Origin of the sequence: Aquimarina gracilis, assembly GCF_035285365.1 — a bacterium.
Classification (GTDB): domain Bacteria; phylum Bacteroidota; class Bacteroidia; order Flavobacteriales; family Flavobacteriaceae; genus Aquimarina; species Aquimarina gracilis.
In genome coordinates, this window is record NZ_JAYKLX010000008.1 from 169,035 (window position 1) to 188,807 (window position 19,773).

The 19,773-nt window shown below is 35.0% G+C and carries 17 protein-coding genes; 10 read left to right on the forward strand and 7 right to left on the reverse strand.

Translation table 11 applies throughout. The annotated features are described in order from the left end of the window. Positions 1 to 95 precede the first annotated feature (95 nt). The 6 genes from U6A24_RS17415 to U6A24_RS17440 all read left to right on the forward strand — a co-directional run bounded on the left by U6A24_RS17415 (position 96) and on the right by U6A24_RS17440 (position 7,185). A complete protein-coding gene (locus tag U6A24_RS17415) occupies positions 96 to 1,235 on the forward strand; it encodes a cystathionine gamma-synthase (protein ID WP_324181280.1) in 1,140 nt (379 codons plus the stop codon). 103 nt (positions 1,236 to 1,338) lie between these two features. After that, on the forward strand, positions 1,339 to 2,682 hold the full coding sequence (gdhA, locus tag U6A24_RS17420) for an NADP-specific glutamate dehydrogenase (RefSeq protein WP_324181281.1): 1,344 nt from the start codon (positions 1,339 to 1,341) through the stop codon (positions 2,680 to 2,682). A gap of 132 nt (positions 2,683 to 2,814) precedes the next feature. Further along, complete coding sequence (locus tag U6A24_RS17425; protein ID WP_324181282.1) at positions 2,815 to 3,342, forward strand: DUF4136 domain-containing protein; 528 nt, start codon at positions 2,815 to 2,817, stop codon at positions 3,340 to 3,342. Positions 3,343 to 3,386: 44 nt separating this feature from the next. Then, entirely contained in the window at positions 3,387 to 4,106 is a 720-nt protein-coding gene (recO, locus tag U6A24_RS17430; protein ID WP_324181283.1) for a DNA repair protein RecO, read from the forward strand. A 4-nt stretch (positions 4,107 to 4,110) separates the two neighbouring features. Continuing rightward, positions 4,111 to 6,519 (forward strand): TonB-dependent receptor plug domain-containing protein, encoded by a 2,409-nt coding sequence (locus U6A24_RS17435; RefSeq protein WP_324181284.1) that lies wholly within the window; start codon positions 4,111 to 4,113, stop codon positions 6,517 to 6,519. Between the two features lie 30 nt (positions 6,520 to 6,549). Continuing rightward, on the forward strand, positions 6,550 to 7,185 hold the full coding sequence (locus tag U6A24_RS17440) for an HAD family hydrolase (RefSeq protein ID WP_324181413.1): 636 nt from the start codon (positions 6,550 to 6,552) through the stop codon (positions 7,183 to 7,185). Here U6A24_RS17440 and U6A24_RS17445 read toward each other — a convergent pair. Continuing rightward, a complete protein-coding gene (locus U6A24_RS17445) occupies positions 7,182 to 7,673 on the reverse strand; it encodes a nuclear transport factor 2 family protein (protein WP_324181285.1) in 492 nt (163 codons plus the stop codon). The genes U6A24_RS17440 and U6A24_RS17445 overlap by 4 nt on opposite strands. A gap of 15 nt (positions 7,674 to 7,688) precedes the next feature. After that, positions 7,689 to 8,228, reverse strand: coding sequence for a hypothetical protein (locus tag U6A24_RS17450; protein WP_324181286.1), 540 nt, complete (start codon positions 8,226 to 8,228; stop codon positions 7,689 to 7,691). A gap of 556 nt (positions 8,229 to 8,784) precedes the next feature. Between U6A24_RS17450 and U6A24_RS17455 the strand changes: the two genes are divergently transcribed. Further along, positions 8,785 to 10,362, forward strand: coding sequence for a solute:sodium symporter family transporter (locus tag U6A24_RS17455; protein WP_324181287.1), 1,578 nt, complete (start codon positions 8,785 to 8,787; stop codon positions 10,360 to 10,362). Positions 10,363 to 10,543: 181 nt separating this feature from the next. Then, a complete protein-coding gene (locus U6A24_RS17460; RefSeq protein WP_324181288.1) occupies positions 10,544 to 12,838 on the forward strand; it encodes an N-acetylmuramoyl-L-alanine amidase in 2,295 nt (764 codons plus the stop codon). Between the two features lie 87 nt (positions 12,839 to 12,925). On the opposite strand, the gene U6A24_RS17465 is transcribed toward U6A24_RS17460, so the two are convergent. The 4 genes from U6A24_RS17465 to U6A24_RS17480 all read right to left on the reverse strand — a co-directional run bounded on the left by U6A24_RS17465 (position 12,926) and on the right by U6A24_RS17480 (position 16,235). Next, the gene (locus U6A24_RS17465) at positions 12,926 to 13,426 is read right to left on the reverse strand and encodes a hypothetical protein (RefSeq protein ID WP_324181289.1); all 501 of its coding nucleotides are present in this window, start codon (positions 13,424 to 13,426) and stop codon (positions 12,926 to 12,928) included. Continuing rightward, positions 13,419 to 14,453: an SMP-30/gluconolactonase/LRE family protein gene (locus U6A24_RS17470; RefSeq protein WP_324181290.1), complete on the reverse strand. Its 1,035-nt coding sequence runs from the start codon at positions 14,451 to 14,453 to the stop codon at positions 13,419 to 13,421. Before U6A24_RS17470 ends, U6A24_RS17465 begins: the two co-directional genes overlap by 8 nt. A gap of 115 nt (positions 14,454 to 14,568) precedes the next feature. Beyond that, positions 14,569 to 15,147, reverse strand: a complete 579-nt coding sequence (locus U6A24_RS17475) for a hypothetical protein (protein WP_324181291.1) — start codon at positions 15,145 to 15,147, stop codon at positions 14,569 to 14,571. A gap of 20 nt (positions 15,148 to 15,167) precedes the next feature. Beyond that, entirely contained in the window at positions 15,168 to 16,235 is a 1,068-nt protein-coding gene (locus U6A24_RS17480) for a DUF2911 domain-containing protein (protein WP_324181292.1), read from the reverse strand. A 338-nt stretch (positions 16,236 to 16,573) separates the two neighbouring features. Between U6A24_RS17480 and U6A24_RS17485 the strand changes: the two genes are divergently transcribed. Further along, positions 16,574 to 17,614: a sensor histidine kinase gene (locus tag U6A24_RS17485; RefSeq protein ID WP_324181293.1), complete on the forward strand. Its 1,041-nt coding sequence runs from the start codon at positions 16,574 to 16,576 to the stop codon at positions 17,612 to 17,614. A 1-nt stretch (position 17,615) separates the two neighbouring features. Next, positions 17,616 to 18,305, forward strand: a complete 690-nt coding sequence (locus U6A24_RS17490) for a LytR/AlgR family response regulator transcription factor (RefSeq protein WP_324181294.1) — start codon at positions 17,616 to 17,618, stop codon at positions 18,303 to 18,305. Positions 18,306 to 18,310: 5 nt separating this feature from the next. Here the strand turns inward: U6A24_RS17490 and U6A24_RS17495 are convergent, their stop codons facing one another. Continuing rightward, positions 18,311 to 19,702 carry a hypothetical protein gene (locus tag U6A24_RS17495; protein WP_324181295.1) on the reverse strand — a complete coding sequence of 464 codons (1,392 nt, stop codon included), beginning with the start codon at positions 19,700 to 19,702 and terminating at the stop codon, positions 18,311 to 18,313. Positions 19,703 to 19,773 lie beyond the last annotated feature (71 nt).

Here is a 19,773-nt window from a genome sequence, read left to right on the forward strand (position 1 = left end):
AATATGATTAGAACGAATTAAATCATACATTTGTTCAGTTTTTTAACATAAAAATGAGTAAGTTAATTTTTTTCTTATTGAAAATTATATAATACGTGAAATTTAATACCAAAACAATACATGGAGGACAAGAACATGATCCGGCTTATGGTGCTGTAATGCCTCCTATTTACCAAACTTCTACGTATGCACAAACTACTCCTGGAGGACATAATGGATTTGAATACAGTAGAACACATAATCCAACCAGGAAAGCACTAGAAAACTCATTGGCAAGTATCGAAAACGGAAAATTCGGTTTGGCTTTTGGTTCTGGTCTTGCCGCTATAGATGCAGTAATTAAATTATTAAAGCCAGGTGATGAAGTAATCTCTACCAATGATTTATATGGTGGAACCTATCGATTGTTTACCAAGATTTTTGAAGATTTTGGGATCAAATTTCATTTCATCGGCATGGGAAATGCAGATAATGTTGCAAGTTATGTGAATGAGAACACAAAATTGATTTGGGTAGAAACTCCTACCAATCCAATGATGAATATCATAGACATCAAGTCAATTGCTGTAGTTTCAAAAAAGCACAACCTATTATTGGCAGTAGATAATACTTTTGCGACTCCTTATTTACAAAGACCCTTGGATCTTGGGGCAGATATTGTAATGCACAGTGCGACAAAATATATTGGAGGTCATAGTGACTTGGTTATGGGTGCCTTAATTGTGAAAGATGAAGAAATTGCCGAAAAACTCTATTTTATTCAAAATGCAAGTGGTGCTGTTTGTGGTCCACAAGATAGTTTTCTTGCCCTAAGAGGAATCAAAACATTACATATTCGTATGCAACGCCATTGTGAAAATGGTGCGGCTATTGCAAAATATTTAAAGAATCACCCTAAGATCGAAAAAGTATATTGGCCAGGTTTCGGGGATCATCCAAATCATGATATTGCCAAAGAGCAAATGGACGGTTTTGGTGGTATGATATCTTTTGTAACCAAAGGAAGTAATTATGGAAGTGCCATAAAAATAGTTGAAAATCTAAAGATTTTTACATTGGCCGAATCGCTTGGTGGAGTAGAAAGCCTTGCAGGACACCCTGCCAGTATGACTCATGCATCCATTCCAAAAGAAGAACGAGAAAAGACCGGGGTAGTGGATGCCCTAATTAGGCTTAGTGTTGGAATTGAGGATGTGGATGACCTCATTGCAGATTTGGAACAGGCAATCGGTTAATTTATTATTAAATTCAAAAAAATAGGGCTAGTATTTTGGGAATATCATATCTTTGAGTCCAAATTCTAGTTATTAAATAAGAATCTATTAATCCTTTTAACATATGCAAGCAAAGATTGATGCATTTATGGAAGAAGTTAGAGCTCGTAATGCTCACGAGCCCGAGTTCTTACAAGCGGTACAAGAAGTTGCAGAAACTGTAATTCCTTACATCGCTTCAAATGAAATTTATAATGGTAAAAACATTTTGCTTAGAATGGTAGAACCAGAAAGAGCTATTATGTTTCGTGTACCGTGGGTAGATGATAAAGGTGAAATTCATGTAAACAGAGGATATCGAATTCAGATGAATTCGGCTATCGGGCCTTATAAAGGAGGTTTACGTTTTCACCCTTCGGTAAATTTAAGCATCCTTAAGTTCTTGGCTTTTGAGCAAGTTTTCAAGAACAGCTTGACTACGCTTCCTATGGGAGGTGGAAAAGGAGGCTCTGATTTTGATCCAAAGGGAAAATCAGATGACGAAATTATGCGTTTCTGCCATAGTTTTATGAGTGAATTATACAGGCATATTGGCCCTAATACCGATGTTCCTGCTGGAGATATTGGTGTAGGTACTCGTGAGATTGGATACCTGTTTGGAAAATACCGTAGAATGAAGAACGAGTTTACCGGTGTTCTTACCGGAAAAGGAATTACCTGGGGAGGATCTTTGATCAGACCTGAAGCAACAGGATACGGTACGGTATATTTTGCTCAAAATATGCTAGAAACCAAAGGAGAATCTTTTAAAGGAAAAACAGTTACTGTTTCAGGTTCTGGAAACGTGGCACAATATGCTACCGAAAAAGCTATTCAGCTAGGTGCAAAAGTGGTAACACTTTCAGATTCTTCAGGGTACATTTATGATAAAGATGGAATCGACAATGAGAAATTAGCTTTTGTTATGGAGTTAAAAAATGAAAGAAGAGGTCGTATTCATGAGTATGTGGATAAGTTCCCTTCTGCCGTATTCCACAAAGGCAAAACACCTTGGGGAGAAAAATGTGATATTGCATTACCATGTGCTACACAAAATGAATTGAATGGGGATGACGCCAAAACCTTAATTGGTAATGGTTGTATTTGTGTGAGTGAAGGTGCTAATATGCCTAGTACGCCCGAAGCTATTGCTGCATTTCATGACGCAAAAATCTTTTTTGCACCAGGTAAAGCTTCTAATGCCGGAGGTGTAGCAACATCAGGTCTTGAAATGACACAAAACTCTTTGCGTTTTAATTGGACTCGCGAAGAAGTAGATGATAAGTTAAAACAAATCATGAACGATATCCATGCCGCTTGTCTTGAGTATGGAAGCGATGGAAATGGATACGTTGATTATGTAAAAGGAGCAAATATTGCCGGTTTTGTAAAAGTAGCCGATGCAATGCTTGCCCAGGGTGTTGTGTAACATACACCTACAGAATAGTATTAAATTTAAAAGCCGCTCAAATTTAATTTGAGCGGCTTCTTTTATTATAGATTCTTGTAAAGATACTATCCTTGTGATTTTGTTTGTAATTTTATAGCAAAACGAATTTGTATGAAACCAGTAGTTCTTTTTATTTTTTTGATAGTATTATGCTCTTGTGGCAGTACATACGTGATTCATGATTATGATGAAAAACAAGACTTCTCAATATACAAAACATTTAATTTTTATCCTGAGATGAATTCTGGACTTAGTGAATTGGATCAAAAACGTTTACTATTGGTTACAGAATCTTTTATGCAAACCGAAGGTTTTGCAAGGTCCGAAACCCCTGGAATATATATTAACTTCACGTCCCAAATTACTAAAGAAGCTTCGGGCAATACCATAGGTGTTGGCCTTGGTGGAGGCGGTGGTGGTGGAGTAAATGTTGGAATTGGGGGTAATATTCCAATTGGTTCAAATACTTATCTCGAACTTACTATGGATTTTGTAGATGTAACCAAAGACGAATTGGTATGGCAGGCGATTGTCAAGAGTAAATTTCATCAAAACGCTTCTCCTAATACCAAAACCGAACTTTTTCATAGGATGATCAAAAAATCGCTAGACAAGTATCCTCCAGAAAAGAAAAATTGATTCTCCTTTGTTGACTTCCTTTTTTGATTATTTTCGCTCTATCTATGATTATCAACTCTCGGGCAATAGTTATTCACTCTATTCGGTATGGCGAAGCAGATCTTATTGTTACTCTTTTTACAAAAACCGATGGGCTAAAATCCTATTTGCAAAGAGGTGTGCTAAAATCCAAAAAAGGAAAGATTCGATCTTCTTTTTTTCAACCGCTTACTGTTTTAGAAATAGAGGCTTCCCATAAAAACAAAGGTACTTTAGAACGAATTAAAGACGCTCGGGTAGTTTCTCATTATACTACACTTCATACAGATTATATGAAAAGTGCCCTAGTGTTTTTTGTTTCAGATATTTTAAAAAGCTCGATACAAGAAGAAGAAACTAATATTGATTTATTTGAATATCTGGAAACCACCCTACTTTGGTTAGATACTCATGATAATATCGCAAATTTTCATATTACTTTTCTTATTAAGCTTACCCAATATCTTGGGTTTTTTCCTGAACTTTCTCAAAAAGAAGAAGCGTATTTTAATCTTCAAGAGGGTGTCTTCCAATCCATTAGTGTTAACCCATATTGCGTTAGTGGATCGCATGTACTGCTGTTCAAAGAATTTTTAGGCACAACATTTGAGGCAAGTATGAATATTAAATTGTCCAAGAATTTGCGAAGAGAGATTCTAGCTATGTTATTAGTATATTTTGAACTACATTTGCACGGTTTTAAGAAACCAAAATCGCTATCGGTATTAAACGAAATTTTTAAATAAGATAATGCGCTTATTTGTATCAGTTTTATTATTTCTGTTTTCTATTTCGTTTGCAACAGCTCAAGAGATTACTGTTGTAGACCGAAGTTCTGATACACCAATTCCTGAAGTAATCATAGAAAATAAAGAAAAGTCCAAAAGAGTAGTTACCGATTTTGATGGTAGGGCTGATATTTCTGAATTTTCTATGAATGAAACACTATACTTCAGGCATAGCTTACATACACCATTTAATGTTTCAAAATCGGAATTGCTGAAGGTGGGAAATAAAGTTCATTTGGATGAGGATAAAAATCAACTATCCGAAGTCGTTATTTCGGTATCAAAATGGGAGCAGGATAAAAAGGATATTTCTCAAAAAATAGTAAGCATTTCGTCTGAAGATATTGCAATTGCCACTCCACAAACGTCTGCAGATCTATTGCAAAGTAGTGGTCAGGTATTTATACAAAAAAGTCAATTGGGTGGAGGTAGTCCCATAATAAGAGGGTTTTCTACCAATCGATTATTGCTTACCGTAGATGGAGTTCGAATGAACACTGCTATTTTTAGAGGAGGAAATGTACAAAATGTGATATCTATCGACCCTTTTACGGTTGATAGAACCGAGGTGATTTTAGGTCCGGGATCTGTTGTGTATGGTAGTGATGCCGTAGGAGGAGTAATGAATTTTTATACAGCACAACCAAAGTTTGCCATTAGAGATGAGAATCATGTTAGCGGGAATGTATTGGCGAGATATGCTAGTGCCAGTAATGAAAAAACGGGGCATGTTGATTTTAATATTGGCCTAGAAAAATGGGCATTTTTAACTAGTGTAAGTTATACCGATTTTGGCGACTTGAAAATGGGAAGTCATGGCCCCGATGATTACCTGCGTACCGAGTATGTAGATACAAGTAGTGGGCAAGATATCGTATTGCAAAATCCAGATCCCGAAGAACAGGTTTTTACGGGGTATAATCAAGTAAATTTCTTACAAAAGGTACATTATATTCCTAATGAAAAATGGGATATCAATTTAGGGTTGATGTATTCTGAAACATCAGATTATCCCAGGTATGATCGTTTAATAAGAAGGCGTGATGATGACTTAAGGTCGGCAGAGTGGTTCTATGGCCCACAACGATGGGGGATGGGAAATCTTCAGGTTTTTCATAAGTCAAGAAGTAGTCTGTATGATAAAATAAAAATCACAGCGGCCTATCAATATTTTGAAGAGAGCAGAAACGATAGAGATTTTGGAAGTGATATATTATCACAAACACAGGAGCAAGTTGATGTATATTCTTTAAATCTGGATTTTGAAAAACAGTATACTAAAAAAACGTCTCTTTATTATGGACTAGAATACATTTTAAATAATGTCTTTTCTGAAGGTTCTGAGCGCAATAGAAGTAGCGGAGAAGTAACAGCTGCACCAGCACGATATCCCGATGGATCTACCTGGCAGTCTATAGCAGCGTATGCAAGCATTAAAAATAAATTCAGTGAAAAATTAAGGTTTCAAGGAGGATTGCGATACAATCGAATCATTTTGTATTCAGAATTTAATAACGACTTTTTTGATTTCCCTTTCGACGAAGCAAACATAGATACCGATGCACTTACTGGAACGGCAGGTCTAAGCTGGTTGCCAAATAATATTTTACATTGGAAATTAAATTTTTCAACCGCGTTTAGAGCACCTAATATCGACGATGTAGGTAAGATTTTTGATTCAGAGCCAGGGTCGGTTGTAGTGCCAAATCCTCATATTAGGCCCGAATATGCATATAACGGAGAGTTAGGTTTAAGCGCAAATTTTGGAACTATTTTTTCTATAGACTTAGCTACATATTATACTTATTTGGATAATGCTTTGGTACGAAGAGATTTTAACTTAAATGGTGAAACGGAAATCGTTTTTGACGGAGAGCTTAGTAATGTACAAGCTATTCAAAATGCAGCTAGAGCCAGAATTTATGGTTTTGAAGCAGGAATAAAATATCAATTCGCAAAACGGTTTAAGTTGGCTTCACAATATACATTTGTGGGGGGAGAAGAAGAATTAGAAGATGGCGTGACAACGCCAACAAGGCATGTGGCTCCTCAATTTGGAAATACCAGATTAACCTTTACTTCCCAAAAATGGACAGTGGACGCTTTTGCTGTGTATAACGGTCAATTTGATTTTCAAGACCTGGCACCTTCCCAACAAAATAATGCCTTTTTATATGCAAAAAATGAAGACGGGAATCCTTATTCACCATCTTGGTACACACTTAACTTGAGAACACAATATCAAATTTCTGATAATCTTAGAAGCATATTTTCGGTCGAAAATATTACAGATCAACGTTATCGCCCCTATTCTTCAGGTGTTGCAGCAGCAGGGCGAAATTTTATAATATCCTTGAAGTATTCACTTTAATTCACATAACTTCTGAAAAATACTCTTTACATATTTGATATCGACGGAACGCTTACAGATAGTGTACCGATGTATTTAATGTCGGTGACAAAATCGCTCATGGCCATGGGAATTTCAGATATCGATACCGATTATAATAATTATAAACATCATACAGATAGTTATGCCTTACGGTATAACTATGAACGTAATTTTAAAAAGACTTTCCAGAAGGAATTACTCGATGATTTTGAAACGAATCTAGTGCTCCAAATGAGTAATTTTGATCCTGTAAAAGAGATTAGAGGCGCGAGGAATCTAATTCAGTTTTTTAAAGATCGGCAAGTTTCATTTTGTTTTGCAACTGGAGCGTTGCCTAGACCTGCAATACTAAAATTAGAACAGTGTGATATCTGGTTCGATAAGAAGATTTTGGCAACGTCGAAAACTCATGAATCCAGAGAAGGATTTGTGTTGGATGCCATAGAAAGATCTAAAGCTTTTTATAATAAGGAACAGTTCGATAACATAGTATCTGTTGGTGATGGCATTTGGGATTTAAAAACTGCGCAAAACCTTTCTATTGATTTTGTGGGAATAGGAGACAGAAACAGAAGTAAGCTCGAAGCCAACGGAGCTCAAAACTGTTTTTCAGATTTAAAAGAATTTAAAGAAGCGCTCTTTTAATTTTTATTACCTCTTAACTTTTCGATTAAATCAATATCAAATTTTTCCTTGAGCGTTGTAATTTCCTTTACGTTTTCATTTGGGATAGCTATAGAAAGTACATAATGCTTTATTTTCCATCCTTCTTCTGTTTTCTGTAGAACACCGCTACCTCTGCATATTCCCATTTGAGTATCTAATAATTCGTCAAACCAGGCAATTTTAGCATCATTTTCAATAAATATATTACGTTCAAGGTCAGAAAAACTCCAAGCCTTCCCCTTGTCAAAGTATGGTTTTGCAAAGACTTTGAACTCAGTATAGGTCCAGTTTTCGGTTGGATCTGTACCTATAAAAATTGCGTCTTCGGTCATAAGACCAAAATAAGCTTCAAAATTAGCATTGGCAGCGGCCTTATGCCATTTCTGAATTACAAGATTGATTTCACCCTCTTGCCCAGAACAAAAGGTAGCGATTAAGAGTAAAAGTGGTAAGATTGTTCTTTTCATCTTTTGACTTGATTTTTATTCCTCGTCTTCTTCTATTTCTCGTAGCAGTTCTTTTTCAATATTTTCTGGTATGGCCAGAGATAACTCATTCAACTGAATAATAAGGCTGTTGTATGCAGTTACCATACGAGTATTGGCTTCCAGAATTTTTTCAGGATTCGGATTTTTACTTTCAGATAATAATTTTAACAAACCTAATTCTGTAGACATGACGGTTATTCGAGAATTAATGGTGTTAAGATTAAGCTCTTCGGATAGATTTTCGTCAAAAGTTTGAATTAGTAAATCCAAACTATCTACATGTTTGTGTATGTAATGGGGATTTGCTGTACTCAATGTTTGTATAAAAGATCTCAAGTTTTTAAAATCTTCAAAAGTCTCAAGATCCTTTTCGGCTTCTGCAGAAAGTTTTAAAAGATTTAAATTGATTTTTGCATTAGAAAGACTATCTAATCGCACTATAGTTTGAGAACTATCCTGAACGATTTGTTTTTCTTTTTTACAGGCAAAGCACAGTATTGCAATAACCAGAAGAGAAATTCGAGAGAAATTCATTGTCAATATTTACTTATAAGGACTCAAAAATAGGGTATTTATTACGGATTTAAGTAAGTAATAATCAAAAAAAGACCTCAGATATACTATATCTGAGGTCCAACAAATGCATAGGTAATTATTGGTTAAGTTCAGGGATTCGCATTTGTACGCGATGTTTTAAAGCGTTACCATTGTTTGACATGGTAAATACACCGATTGATTTTGATGAATTTGGCTAATTCTTTGTAGTTCAATTATTAAGAACTTGTTTCCCTAATTAAAATTGGTGAGTTGATTTTCATATATGTTGAGTTTGTGAGTTTTAAAATATTATGTACGCATAGTAAACGCAAATCATTTTGATTATTACTATTTTTTAAAAAACTTAACATTTTTTAAGGAGATGTTAAGGTTTCGACGAACATATGATAAAAGTTAAGAAACTATATAGAAGAATGGTTTTTTTTGAAATTGTTTTGAGCCTAAATTAGCTGCTTGAGGATTCTAAATTAAATGTAGTATATACATTTATTAAAATAAATCCTATATATTTAGTACTTCAAAAACACAAAACATGGGCATACTTTCCTTTTTGGGCTTTACTCTTCTGGTAGGGGTAATTGCATACATTTCTACATTAAAAACAGATGAAAACACCTCTGACGGCTACTTTTTAGGAGGAAGAAGCTTAACGGGGGTGGTTATTGCAGGATCCTTATTGTTAACCAATCTTTCTACAGAGCAGATTGTTGGATTAAATGGTAGTGCGTTTTCTGAAGGTATTTTGGTAATGGCCTGGGAGACCTTGGCAGCTATTGCTATGGTCATCACAGCGGTATTTTTATTACCTAGATATCTTAAAGGTGGGATTACTACCGTTCCCCAATTTTTGGAAAGAAGATACGATACGACAACCAAAGCAATAACTTCTGGACTTTTTCTTACGGGATATGCCATTGTATTGCTTCCAATAGTTTTGTACACAGGTTCATTGGCATTAAGTACCATGTTTGATGTTCCCGAGTTGTTGGGAGTTTCAAAAAATACTTCTATTTGGATTTGTGTTTTTGGGATCGGAATTGTTGGGTCAATTTATGCAATTTTTGGGGGGTTAAAAGCTGTAGCAGTATCGGATACCATTAATGCTATTGGATTGTTAATAGGAGGTATCATGATTCCCATATTTGGGTTGCTTGAGATTGGAGATGGAAGCATAGGAGAGGGAATCACTACTTTACTTAAAGAGAATCCCGAAAAATTTGATTCTATTGGTAGTGATGAGGCTTCGGTACCTTTTGCTACTATTTTTACTGGGATGATGCTTGTACAGTTGTTTTATTGGGGGACCAATCAGGCTATTATTCAAAGAGCGTTGGGGGCAAAAAATTTAAAAGAAGGTCAAAAAGGATTACTGTTGGCTTCTTTTATCAAAATATTGGGACCTCTTATTGTAGTACTTCCTGGGGTAATTGCTTTTCATATGTTTGGTGATACACTAGAAAAGGCAGACGAAGCTTATCCAATGTTGGTGAGTAAAGTATTACCATTATCTCTTGTTGGTTTTTTTGCGGCTGTACTTTTTGGAGCAATTTTAAGTTCATTTAATAGTGCATTAAATAGCTCTGTAACACTATTTGGGATTGATATTTACAAAGAATATATCAATAAAGATGCTTCAGAAAAACAAACCGTAAAGGCAGGGAAATTATTTGGTATCGGTCTTGCTTTGTTTGCCATGTTTATTGCGCCACTCTTACAAAGTGCAGAAAGTATCTTCAGTTACTTACAGCAAGTAAATGGTTGTTATAGCATCCCAATCCTTACGATTATAGTTGTGGGATATTTGACCAAAAATGTTCCGGCAATTGCTGCCAAAATTGCCATTATTGCAGGAGCAGTCTTGTACTTAATTTATGTAGTGCTAGACGCTACCGTAATGGAAGGTCAATTCCCGCATTTTTTACATGTGATGGCTATTCTTTTTGTGTTGAATGTTATTGTTATGCTCCTAATAGGAATACTGAAGCCTAGAGAACAGGCGTATGAACAGCAATATACCGAAGAAGTGGACATTACCCCCTGGAAAGGAGTAAAAATTGCCGGAGCTTTAATTTGTATTGTGGTTATAGGAATCTATATCTATTTCTCATAGTGTTTTGTGAGTGAAATTCTATTTAACATTTTTATAACATTTTTTAACCATTCCTGTGAACGCTAGTTTTTAGGGGATAGATGGCTGGTATTTTGAATTTTACTACAAATTTTGCTGGCTCATCTTTGGATTAAACAAAACTTTTTTTCAATTTTAGTTCGACTAACACAAATCATCAACTATGAAAAAAAGCGTATTACCCCAGGTAATATGTTGCCTAATTCTTGTGCTTAATACTTTCGCACAAGAAAAGCGACATGTATTTAAAGGAGAAAGCTCCGAAACTATCAAAATTAATTTCTCAAGTCAAGATGCCTTATCGATTAGTACAGCATTTACTCAAAAATCCAACGGCCTCGCAATGCAAGAAAAGATACAAGAGGCTCCCGAGTTTATTTTAAAACCTACCCGTATTCGTCTAAAAAAAGCCAAACCGTTTATTTCGTCATATACGGTTTGGGAAGGGGAAAATCTTAATTACACCCTAATGAACCTCAGTTACCGTACTTCAAGAAACGGAAAATCATGGTCTGATTGGAAGAGCGCCCTATTCGATGGGCACTTAGAACAAACTGCTGAACGTGTAGTTTCAAAAATGGAATTTTTGGATAAACAGGTGAGATACATTCAATACAAGCTTTCATTAAATAGTAACATGAAGAATGTTATTATTTCCAACGCTCAACTATTCAATTACAGTCCTGGAGAAACGTCAAAGAAAGTTCAGAAACAAATTCAAGAGAATGCCAAAAATGCCACAAAGGCCCCTTGCTCAAGACCATCAGTGGTAAACCGAGGTCAATGGGGTGCTATCCCTAGAAGTGGAGCGGCTACTTCAAATGTTACACATCTTATTGTACATCATGAGTTTGGATCTAATACCAGCAGTGATTGGGCAGCAAGAGTAAGAGCAGTACAAAATTTCCATATTAATGGTAATGGATGGTCAGATATAGGATATAATTTTTTGGTTGACCCTAATGGAGTAATTTATGAAGGAAGAGCAGGAGGAGATAATGCTATTGGAGCACATTTTTGTGGAAGAAATAGAAATACCATGGGAGTTTGTATGCTTGGTGACTATTCATCGGTTACACCAACCACGGCAACACAAAACTCATTAAAACGTTTATTGGCATGGAAAGCCGATAAAGAAAATATAAACCCTCTTGGTTCATCATTTCATTATTCGGTAAATCGAGCGCTTACCCACATCTCTGGACATCGGGATGCAGGATGTTCTGCTTGTCCTGGAAATGGCGGTTATGCAACTCTGGGGGGTATTCGCAGCGGAGTAGATCTTTTGGTGTCTAATGGATGTTCTGGCGGTGGCGGGACACCACCACCTTCAGATACGACCCCCCCTACAACATCAATAAGTGGAGGAAGTGTACAAACCGGAGATTTTACAGTGTCTTTTAGCGATAATGACAACGTTGGCATAGCCAGAAGATATTACCAGGTACTCGAGAAGTATAGCTCAAGTTTTTTGGCCAATAGAAGAAATGGGTTCTTCAATGAAAATTTTGGACAGGATTTTGGAGTGTATGATAAAGGAGCCGGTAGTTGGAGCGTAACAGGAGGAAGATTAAAACAAACCAATACGACTTCAGATAATACATTATGGAGCTCGTACCTGATTCAAGATTCGGGACTACCTTATTTATACGAATTTGCCGCAAAAGTTACATCGACTTCGGGCCCCCGAAAGTTCGGAATTCATATTATGTCTTCTGATGGAACATTAAGCCAAAGAGGAAACTCATATTTAATTTGGTTTAGTGGAGAGGATAACAAAGTTCGTATCTACGAAACTGTAAATAATGTATTGTATTTTAGAGCCATTGCCGATGTTTCTTTGGACAATGATTGGGCAAAATATCGTGTAACATATAGCCCCGCCTATGGTGTGATTCAGATTTGGAAAAACAATCAATATCTTTTGAAATGGACCGACAGCAGTCCAATCGCTTCTGGAGTTGCATTTTCTTTTCGTACCAACAAGACGGCTATCGAACTTGATGATGTAAAAGTGTATAAGTTCAGAGCTGGGAATAGTGTGAAGGTAACCGCAGGAAATTCAGACAATAGTAAGGACCTTAGGACGACAAGTGGAAAAGTAAAAAGTATGGTGAGAGATGAGGCTGGTAATTGGTCTGCTCCAGGTAACTTTGATGTAACTATGAATTTTGGTAGGTTATTTACCGAAGAGGCTTCACCGAAACTTACCTTGTATCCTAACGAAGTAAATGATAAAGCAATATTGACATGGCAGCAACCTGAATATGGTATCGTGTATATTGGAGCCTATGATTTGCAAGGAAGAAGGGTTGCTCAAATGCCTAAAGAATATATGGATAAAGGAAAAAGCACCTTGGATATTTCTTCATTTACCAACCGACTTCCTGCTGGATTGTACATGATCAAACTTACATCGGGATCTTATCTCGAAACTATAAAAATGCTCAAGAAGTAAAGACTTTATTTGAAGGAAGCCAGCTAGTAAAGATGCAATACCATTTTTTGATATTGCATCTTTTGCATGTGGTAAAGCGAAATACGATTAGTAGAGAGCAATTTTGGTTTCTTTTGCACCTAGCGACACCAAATATTCTGTTACTTCTTTTGCTTCTTCACCACCACGTTGGGCATGATGCAATAATGTAAACCCATGAGGCCCTTTGGCATGCAAAGCACTAGGAAATAGATTCAGCATTGGTTTTATAATTTCAATTCTTCCAAATAGAGCTGCGGTAAAAATATTGGCCTGGGCTCCTTTGTTGATCAGGTATTGCGCTAATTCTTTATGACCAACATGGCTGGCAGCGCCCAATGCAGTTTCAAAATCACCAAATTTCCAGTCATGAGCAGCATTTAATAAAGTTGGATTCTCTTCGAGAAGCTCTTTTACTTTTTCGAATTTCCCATGTCCAGCACTTACAAATTCCTTTACGATTTTTTTATCTAGTTTTGGATCATCTTGTTTATTCGCCAATAGCGAATATGGTGATGTGAAAACGCTTGTGGCTATAATACCAGTCGTTAAAAATTGCTTCCTATTCATAATGTTCGTTTTTTGAGAGATTGTTTTTTAATGATAATCTAAGAATGCATACTTCGTATAGTTTTTCTGATGGAAACAAGGATCCATCTTCATTAAAACTTCCAAACTGTGCATTGGCAACATAGTAAAACTGGTCTTCAATTAACACGCCAGTGGTTGGGTTATTCATCATGGGATGATCAACTTCAAGCAGGGTAGCTTTTGTAATTTTTGAGCCCTGTTTATCCAAACTTAACTGTATTACAGTTTTGGTATCGGGTTGTATCCCGATAAGCGTATTTTTATAAAAGTACAAGCCATCAATGCTTTCTTGTTTGGCAAGTTTTATCCCATGAGGAACTGATACTGATTTTAGACTGGCGTCTTGTAGGTTTACCATCGAGATTCCCTCAGAATGGGCTATGTAGAGTTTTGATTCATCATTAGATAAAGAGATTCCATTAGGGTATTTTATAGTATCTAATGAGGACATTTTTTTGAGCTGATCTTCGGTTTTGGAAATTTTGTATAAAGAATGATCAGAAAACATATGGGTTATGTAAACGTCACCATTTTTGGCAATAACCAAATCATTAAAAAAATGTACTTCGCCTGGAGTGTCTAAAACATATTTTTTGATTAATTTTTTGGTATCTAAATTAAATTTAAAAATACCGGCAGGACGACCTTCTTTTTCATCTTTTAGGGTATATTCTTCTAGATTATCACCACCAGAGCTACACACCCATAAATGTCTTCTTTTAACATCTATTTTGATCCCAATGACCATCCATAAACCATCTTGTTTCGAAAGAATGAAATCTTGATGAATTCCATTTTCTAAAACCTTAACTATTTTCCCTTTTCGAGTACTTCCTATATAAAATTCTTTGTTGATTGAATCATAAGCAATGCTTTCAGGAAGTAAGTCTTTTTCGGGGATTGTAAAAGCAATATCACTGTTGTTTAAGCTTTGAGAAGAGGTTTCTGTGGTAAAAACAATAGTGCAAATTATGAAAATTAAAAAAGATGAAATAGACGACTGCATAGTAATACATTTAAAATCAATTAAATGTAGTTAACTTAATTATGTGGTAAAAGGTTTTTATATAAATCACGATAACAATTTTGCGTAGTAATAGGTTCTTTATGTAAAATGTAAATTAGTGATCTCTTATCGCTTTAAAACCCTCATTGTTTTGTTGTTGTTTAACCCATTTACCATCAATCAAGGTTTCAGTTAACCAATTTATAGTGTTTTTGGATACAGGGGTAAAGGTTTCTCTATATTTTCGGGTCCATCCTGGGAGTTGTGGATTTGGAATATCAGGATAGTTCTCTGCATAATACACAGTGTATACGCGCTGTACTTTGTTATTCCCTAGTATTTTATATTCACCTTCAAAAAGAATTTCGTTATCAATTTGATATTCTAGCCAAACTATTTTTTTGGTATTTGGATTATAGGTTATAATACCTTCCGAAGAAAATTCTTCTTTTATATTAGCATACATACCTGTTCTGGAATGTATTACCTTTTTGTTGCTACCCCAGTTAAAGTCGATGACCTTGTAATCTTTCATTTTCGGGTTTCTTTTAACCATAGGTTGGTCTGCATTCGGTCTCCAGGTACCGATGTAATAGGAGAGTTGTTCCAAAGGGTTTTCTGATTGAGCGTTTAAAGTACTCGTAAAAATACTTACAAGCCAAAATATGGAAACTATAAAAAGAGAAATTTTCATGCTAAAACAGATTTTGGTTATTATTTAAACTTGAATTCAGACATTCTAGTGATCACACGGTCTTTTTCCTTTTGTGACGAAGCTATTTTCTTGGCTTTTTCGAAATTTAATTTTGACTGATCCAGTTGTCCCAACCAACCATAAGAAACTCCCATATAAAGATACGCTTCATAAGCATTAGGATAGTGTAACAACGTAAGGTTTAAAATTTCGATTGCCTTTTGTAGACTTTTATGATGCCCAATAGATTCTCTGGCGGTATAAATCATTTTGTTTGCACTTCCTAACTCTTTCGATTTTTCTAGAGACTTTTGTGCTTCGGTAGTGCGGCTTAATGACTTTAAAATCAGATGTTTTATAAATACATTTTCAAATCTCTCTTCATTTCGTATAGATAAATCAATCCAATTTAGAGCCTCTTCTAGATTTGTATCGTGAAGCCAACAAAATAAAGCGGCTTCGCGTAGGCCCTTCCAGGTAAACCTAGGTAGTGTTCGCAATTCGTCTCGTATTACGGCTAGGGTAGTTTCTATCTCGTTTACTTCGACCTCGAATGTAATACCGATTTCTTCCCAACTCATAGTTATGCCTACTTTATTTTCTGAAATGGGATCAAAATCATATTTCAGATATTCATGGAAGTTTACTTTTTCTATAGGAACCTTAATTCTAAGTGCATCTTCTTCTTGTTTGTAATAAAAGCTACCCCATTGTGTGTGATTTTTGGAAAATATAATTGTAAAGCTAGCTGCTCCTGGGATCATATGTAAACCATATTTACCCGGGCCAATGGATTTTCCGTTAACCAGTACATTATCCATAAAGGTAATTGTAGTAGATTCTTCGGCCCCGGCTCTCCAAACTTTGCCGTACGGCAAAAGTTTCCCCCAAATTATTCTATTTCGTACGGCGGGTCTATGATAATCTATAGTAATTGTGGTAATTCCTATCTGTTGTGAAATTGAAGCTTTTTTGCTTGTTTTTGGGTACGTGATATTATCATGTTTGATAATATCACGAAATTCCCATTGTGCAGCAAGGAACGAAACCTGAAAAAGCAGCATGCAGAGGGTTAAAATTGTTTTCATAAGTTATAGGAGGTTTTGCACTCGTAATTGATAAATATTCTTGTTTCTAAAGAGGTAAGGTTCTTTACATCCTGATAATAGAAGTACTATAAAAATCAAAAAAAAAAGAAATCGAACTTTTCATTGTATCAACCATGAAAATAGAAATTGAATGTAATGTACGCTCATGAAAGTTACCGAAGTAGAATTTTATTCCAATACCGATCTTTATGCGGTATACACTCGTTTTCTTTATGTCATTTAAAAAATGGGAGTTTACATAAGTTATTAGGCAGTAAACATAAAAAGAGAAGAAGAGAAAATATAAATGTTAGCTTTGTTTGTTATCTTTATTTAAGGTGTCGAATTTAAAACAGGTCACATATCATATTATATTTTGGGTGGTTATAATGTTCTCATTTGCCATTTCAGAATGGGGATATCGACAAACTTTTGGAGATGCTATTATCTATGAGTTGTTGTATTTGCCTTCAAGATTAATTGCAGTATATGTTAATTGGTTTATTTTGATTCCAAGGGTTTTATACAAGAATAAATTTTTCTTCTACTTTTTATACTTGTTGATGTTATTGGCAATTATGGCGATTGCACATCGCTATTTTGTGTTGTATTGGGGGTATCCTAAGTTTTTTCCCCAGTGGATTCAGGGAGGTCATATTTATGTATGGAAATTTTCTAATCTTTTACAAGCAGCGCTCATTATTGTATCTCCTGTGGCGTTTACAACTGGATTTAAGTTGTTTTTTGATTGGTTTAAAGAACGGAGGGAAACCGAGGCGTTACGAAGGGAAAAAGTAGACGCAGAATTGAAGTTTTTAAAATCTCAAACCAATCCGCATTTCTTGTTTAATACTTTAAACAGTATTTATGGATTGGCGCTCGAAAAATCAGAAAAAACGCCAAGCCTTATTCTTAAACTTTCAGAGATTCTTAGCTATACGTTATACGAATCAAATGTCGAAAAAGTAGACTTAGGTAAAGAACTAGCACTAATAGAAAATATTATTGCTTTAGAAAAAGAACGATACGAAAAACGGGTAGATATTGATTACAAAGTCGAAGGCAAGGTAGAAAAAATTAAGATACCGCCGTTGATTTTGATTCCGTTTATCGAAAATGCGTTCAAACACGGATTAAAAAATGAAATCAAAAAAGGTTGGATTAAAATTCATATCAAAGCAACAAAAGATTTGTTGTTTTTTATGATCGAAAATAGTATTTCTAGTATCGAAGAAAAAGAAAAAGGAACCAATGAAAGTGGGTTGGGCTTGCAAAATGTAACACGCCGGTTGGATTTAATTTACGGGGAACAAAAAGACCTTGATATTACCAAAACGGACACTTCTTTTAAGGTTGTTTTAAAAATTAAATCGCAGTAAGATGAATCTTAAATGCCTTATAGTCGACGACGAACCTATAGCACAAAATATTGTGAAAGGATTTGTTACAGATACTCCCAATCTAGAGGTGTTTGCCATCTGTGATAATGCTATGGAAGCCCTTAAAATACTACAGGAGCATGAAATTGATATACTTTTCTTAGATATAGAAATGCCTAAAATAACCGGATTGAGTTTCTTGAAAACATTACCCAATCCGCCGCAAACCATTGTCACAACGGCGTATAGAGAATTTGCCCTGGAAGGTTTTGAACTTGATGTAGTTGATTATTTATTAAAGCCATTTTCGTTTGAACGATTTTTAAAGGCAGTTAACAAAGTCAACAACCCTAAAAGAATTGAAAAAATAGAAACCAATACCTATGCCTATTTCAAAATTGACCGAAAAAATGTACGTGTAGATTTTGACGATATTACCTATATCGAAGGGTTAAGCAATTATGTAAAAATTCATCTAAAGGATAAACATCTGGTTGTGTATCATAAGCTTATGGATTTAGAGCAATTGTTACCTGGCAACTTGTTTGTGCGCATTCATAAATCTTTTATAATTGCCTTGGAAAAAATAAAGGCTTACGGTAATGACTATGTTGAGATCAACGATACTCAATTATCTATAGGTAATACATATAAGGATCAATTTCAACGTGCTATCAAAAAAATGGAATAATCAGATTATACTTTTCTATCGATCCATTCGATAAAATCAATATAACCTAAAACATTTTCGGGAAACGGATGGTTCGTTAACTCCTTTTGAAGAGTTAGAAATGCATTTTTTTTCTGTTTTAGAGAAAACTCTACTGTTTTTGATAAAAACTTGAGTAGTATTTTTTCATAGACTTCTATGTTTTTTTGTTTTTTAAGATATTTTTTTAAACTATCAATCAAATAACGCAGCGTAAAACCGTTTCCAAGTTCATAATGTACCAAAAGATTAAGCCAATAGGTATATGTGATTAGGTCCTTTCGATCATTTTTACTTTGGTTATTCAAAATTGCATTGATCCAATGTAGTGCTTTTTTATAATCATTTTTCAGGAAATAAATTGTTGCAAACTGAAATCGAAAAGATAATTGATAATTGCTTGGCACTAGTGTTTTGTGTTTTTCAACAAATTGTTGTATTTCATCAATAACCACATGTGTGGTATGCAGATCTTTTAAACTACGATGTATCTCAAGTTCGATGTTGTATAGACGTAGTTTTTCTTTAATAAAAGCTGCCGAGATGTTTTCAATGGCTTGTGCTTTTTGCTTGATTTTTAGAATGCGTACAAAAGCTTCTTTATATTGTTTTTTAAAAACCAAATAGCCAAGAAGATTATTACAAACCGAAAAATACATGATAAAATATTCTTTAAGCAACTCGGGTTGTTGTTCCCATTCTTTGATCAAGTCTTCTAAAGTGCGTTTTGCTTTGTTGTGGTCTTTAGAAATCAGTAATTTTCGGTATTTGTGAAGGGTTTTAAGGGTTTTGTTTTGTAGCGAAACACTTTTTTTATGCGAAAGAGAAAATTGTGAAGGATCAATATTGGCAAGGATAAGATCTATATATTCATTGGTGAATTTTAAGGTATTTTTTTGTTGTTCGGTTATCGTTTTTATGGTTTTCAGGTCTTGGGGGCGTAGCGCTTGATGTACTTTTCTTTTCCAATCATAAATCTGATATAGTAACAAATCTTGTTGATAGTTAACGGCTTTTTTCTCGGCGCGTTTCAATTCGCTTTCGCAAATGGGGTACTGCCCTTTGTGATATAGAATTTCTACATTGCGAATAATGTCGATAAGTTCTGCGTTTCTAGAAATTCGTGAGTGATAATTTCGAAGTGATTGCAGGATTCGATGCTTTAAATAATTTTTTATTGTGGTAAGTTGATTGATGAATGCTCTATCTTTGAATTGTTCTTTTAGTGCTTTTTCATCATACTTTTTTTGGGTATCAATAGCATCAAAGAGTGTTAGGTACTCGGCAGAGTCATTTCCCTGGGTACTTAGTTTAAAATGGCGCTTTTCACTTTTGGATAAGGACTTGATAAGATAAAATAACTCTTCGTTTTTCTTCATTTTAGAAACCTATGTTTTTTCAAAATTATAATTTTTTTGAATCATTTGATGAGGTATCTTTGATTAGTTAC

What these genes read in the sequence shown, in the direction of transcription:
- U6A24_RS17495 (WP_324181295.1), bottom strand. Translation starts at nt 19,702, where the DNA reads ATGAAGAAAAACGAAGAGTTATTTTATCTTATCAAGTCCTTATCCAAA.
- U6A24_RS17425 (WP_324181282.1), top strand. Translation starts at nt 2,815, where the DNA reads ATGAAACCAGTAGTTCTTTTTATTTTTTTGATAGTATTATGCTCTTGT.
- U6A24_RS17475 (WP_324181291.1), bottom strand. Translation starts at nt 15,147, where the DNA reads ATGAAAATTTCTCTTTTTATAGTTTCCATATTTTGGCTTGTAAGTATT.
- U6A24_RS17435 (WP_324181284.1), top strand. Translation starts at nt 4,111, where the DNA reads ATGCGCTTATTTGTATCAGTTTTATTATTTCTGTTTTCTATTTCGTTT.
- U6A24_RS17490 (WP_324181294.1), top strand. Translation starts at nt 17,616, where the DNA reads ATGAATCTTAAATGCCTTATAGTCGACGACGAACCTATAGCACAAAAT.
- U6A24_RS17460 (WP_324181288.1), top strand. Translation starts at nt 10,544, where the DNA reads ATGAAAAAAAGCGTATTACCCCAGGTAATATGTTGCCTAATTCTTGTG.
- gdhA (WP_324181281.1), top strand. Translation starts at nt 1,339, where the DNA reads ATGCAAGCAAAGATTGATGCATTTATGGAAGAAGTTAGAGCTCGTAAT.
- U6A24_RS17445 (WP_324181285.1), bottom strand. Translation starts at nt 7,673, where the DNA reads ATGAAAAGAACAATCTTACCACTTTTACTCTTAATCGCTACCTTTTGT.
- U6A24_RS17450 (WP_324181286.1), bottom strand. Translation starts at nt 8,228, where the DNA reads ATGAATTTCTCTCGAATTTCTCTTCTGGTTATTGCAATACTGTGCTTT.
- U6A24_RS17455 (WP_324181287.1), top strand. Translation starts at nt 8,785, where the DNA reads ATGGGCATACTTTCCTTTTTGGGCTTTACTCTTCTGGTAGGGGTAATT.
- U6A24_RS17470 (WP_324181290.1), bottom strand. Translation starts at nt 14,453, where the DNA reads ATGCAGTCGTCTATTTCATCTTTTTTAATTTTCATAATTTGCACTATT.
- recO (WP_324181283.1), top strand. Translation starts at nt 3,387, where the DNA reads ATGATTATCAACTCTCGGGCAATAGTTATTCACTCTATTCGGTATGGC.
- U6A24_RS17465 (WP_324181289.1), bottom strand. Translation starts at nt 13,426, where the DNA reads ATGAATAGGAAGCAATTTTTAACGACTGGTATTATAGCCACAAGCGTT.
- U6A24_RS17480 (WP_324181292.1), bottom strand. Translation starts at nt 16,235, where the DNA reads ATGAAAACAATTTTAACCCTCTGCATGCTGCTTTTTCAGGTTTCGTTC.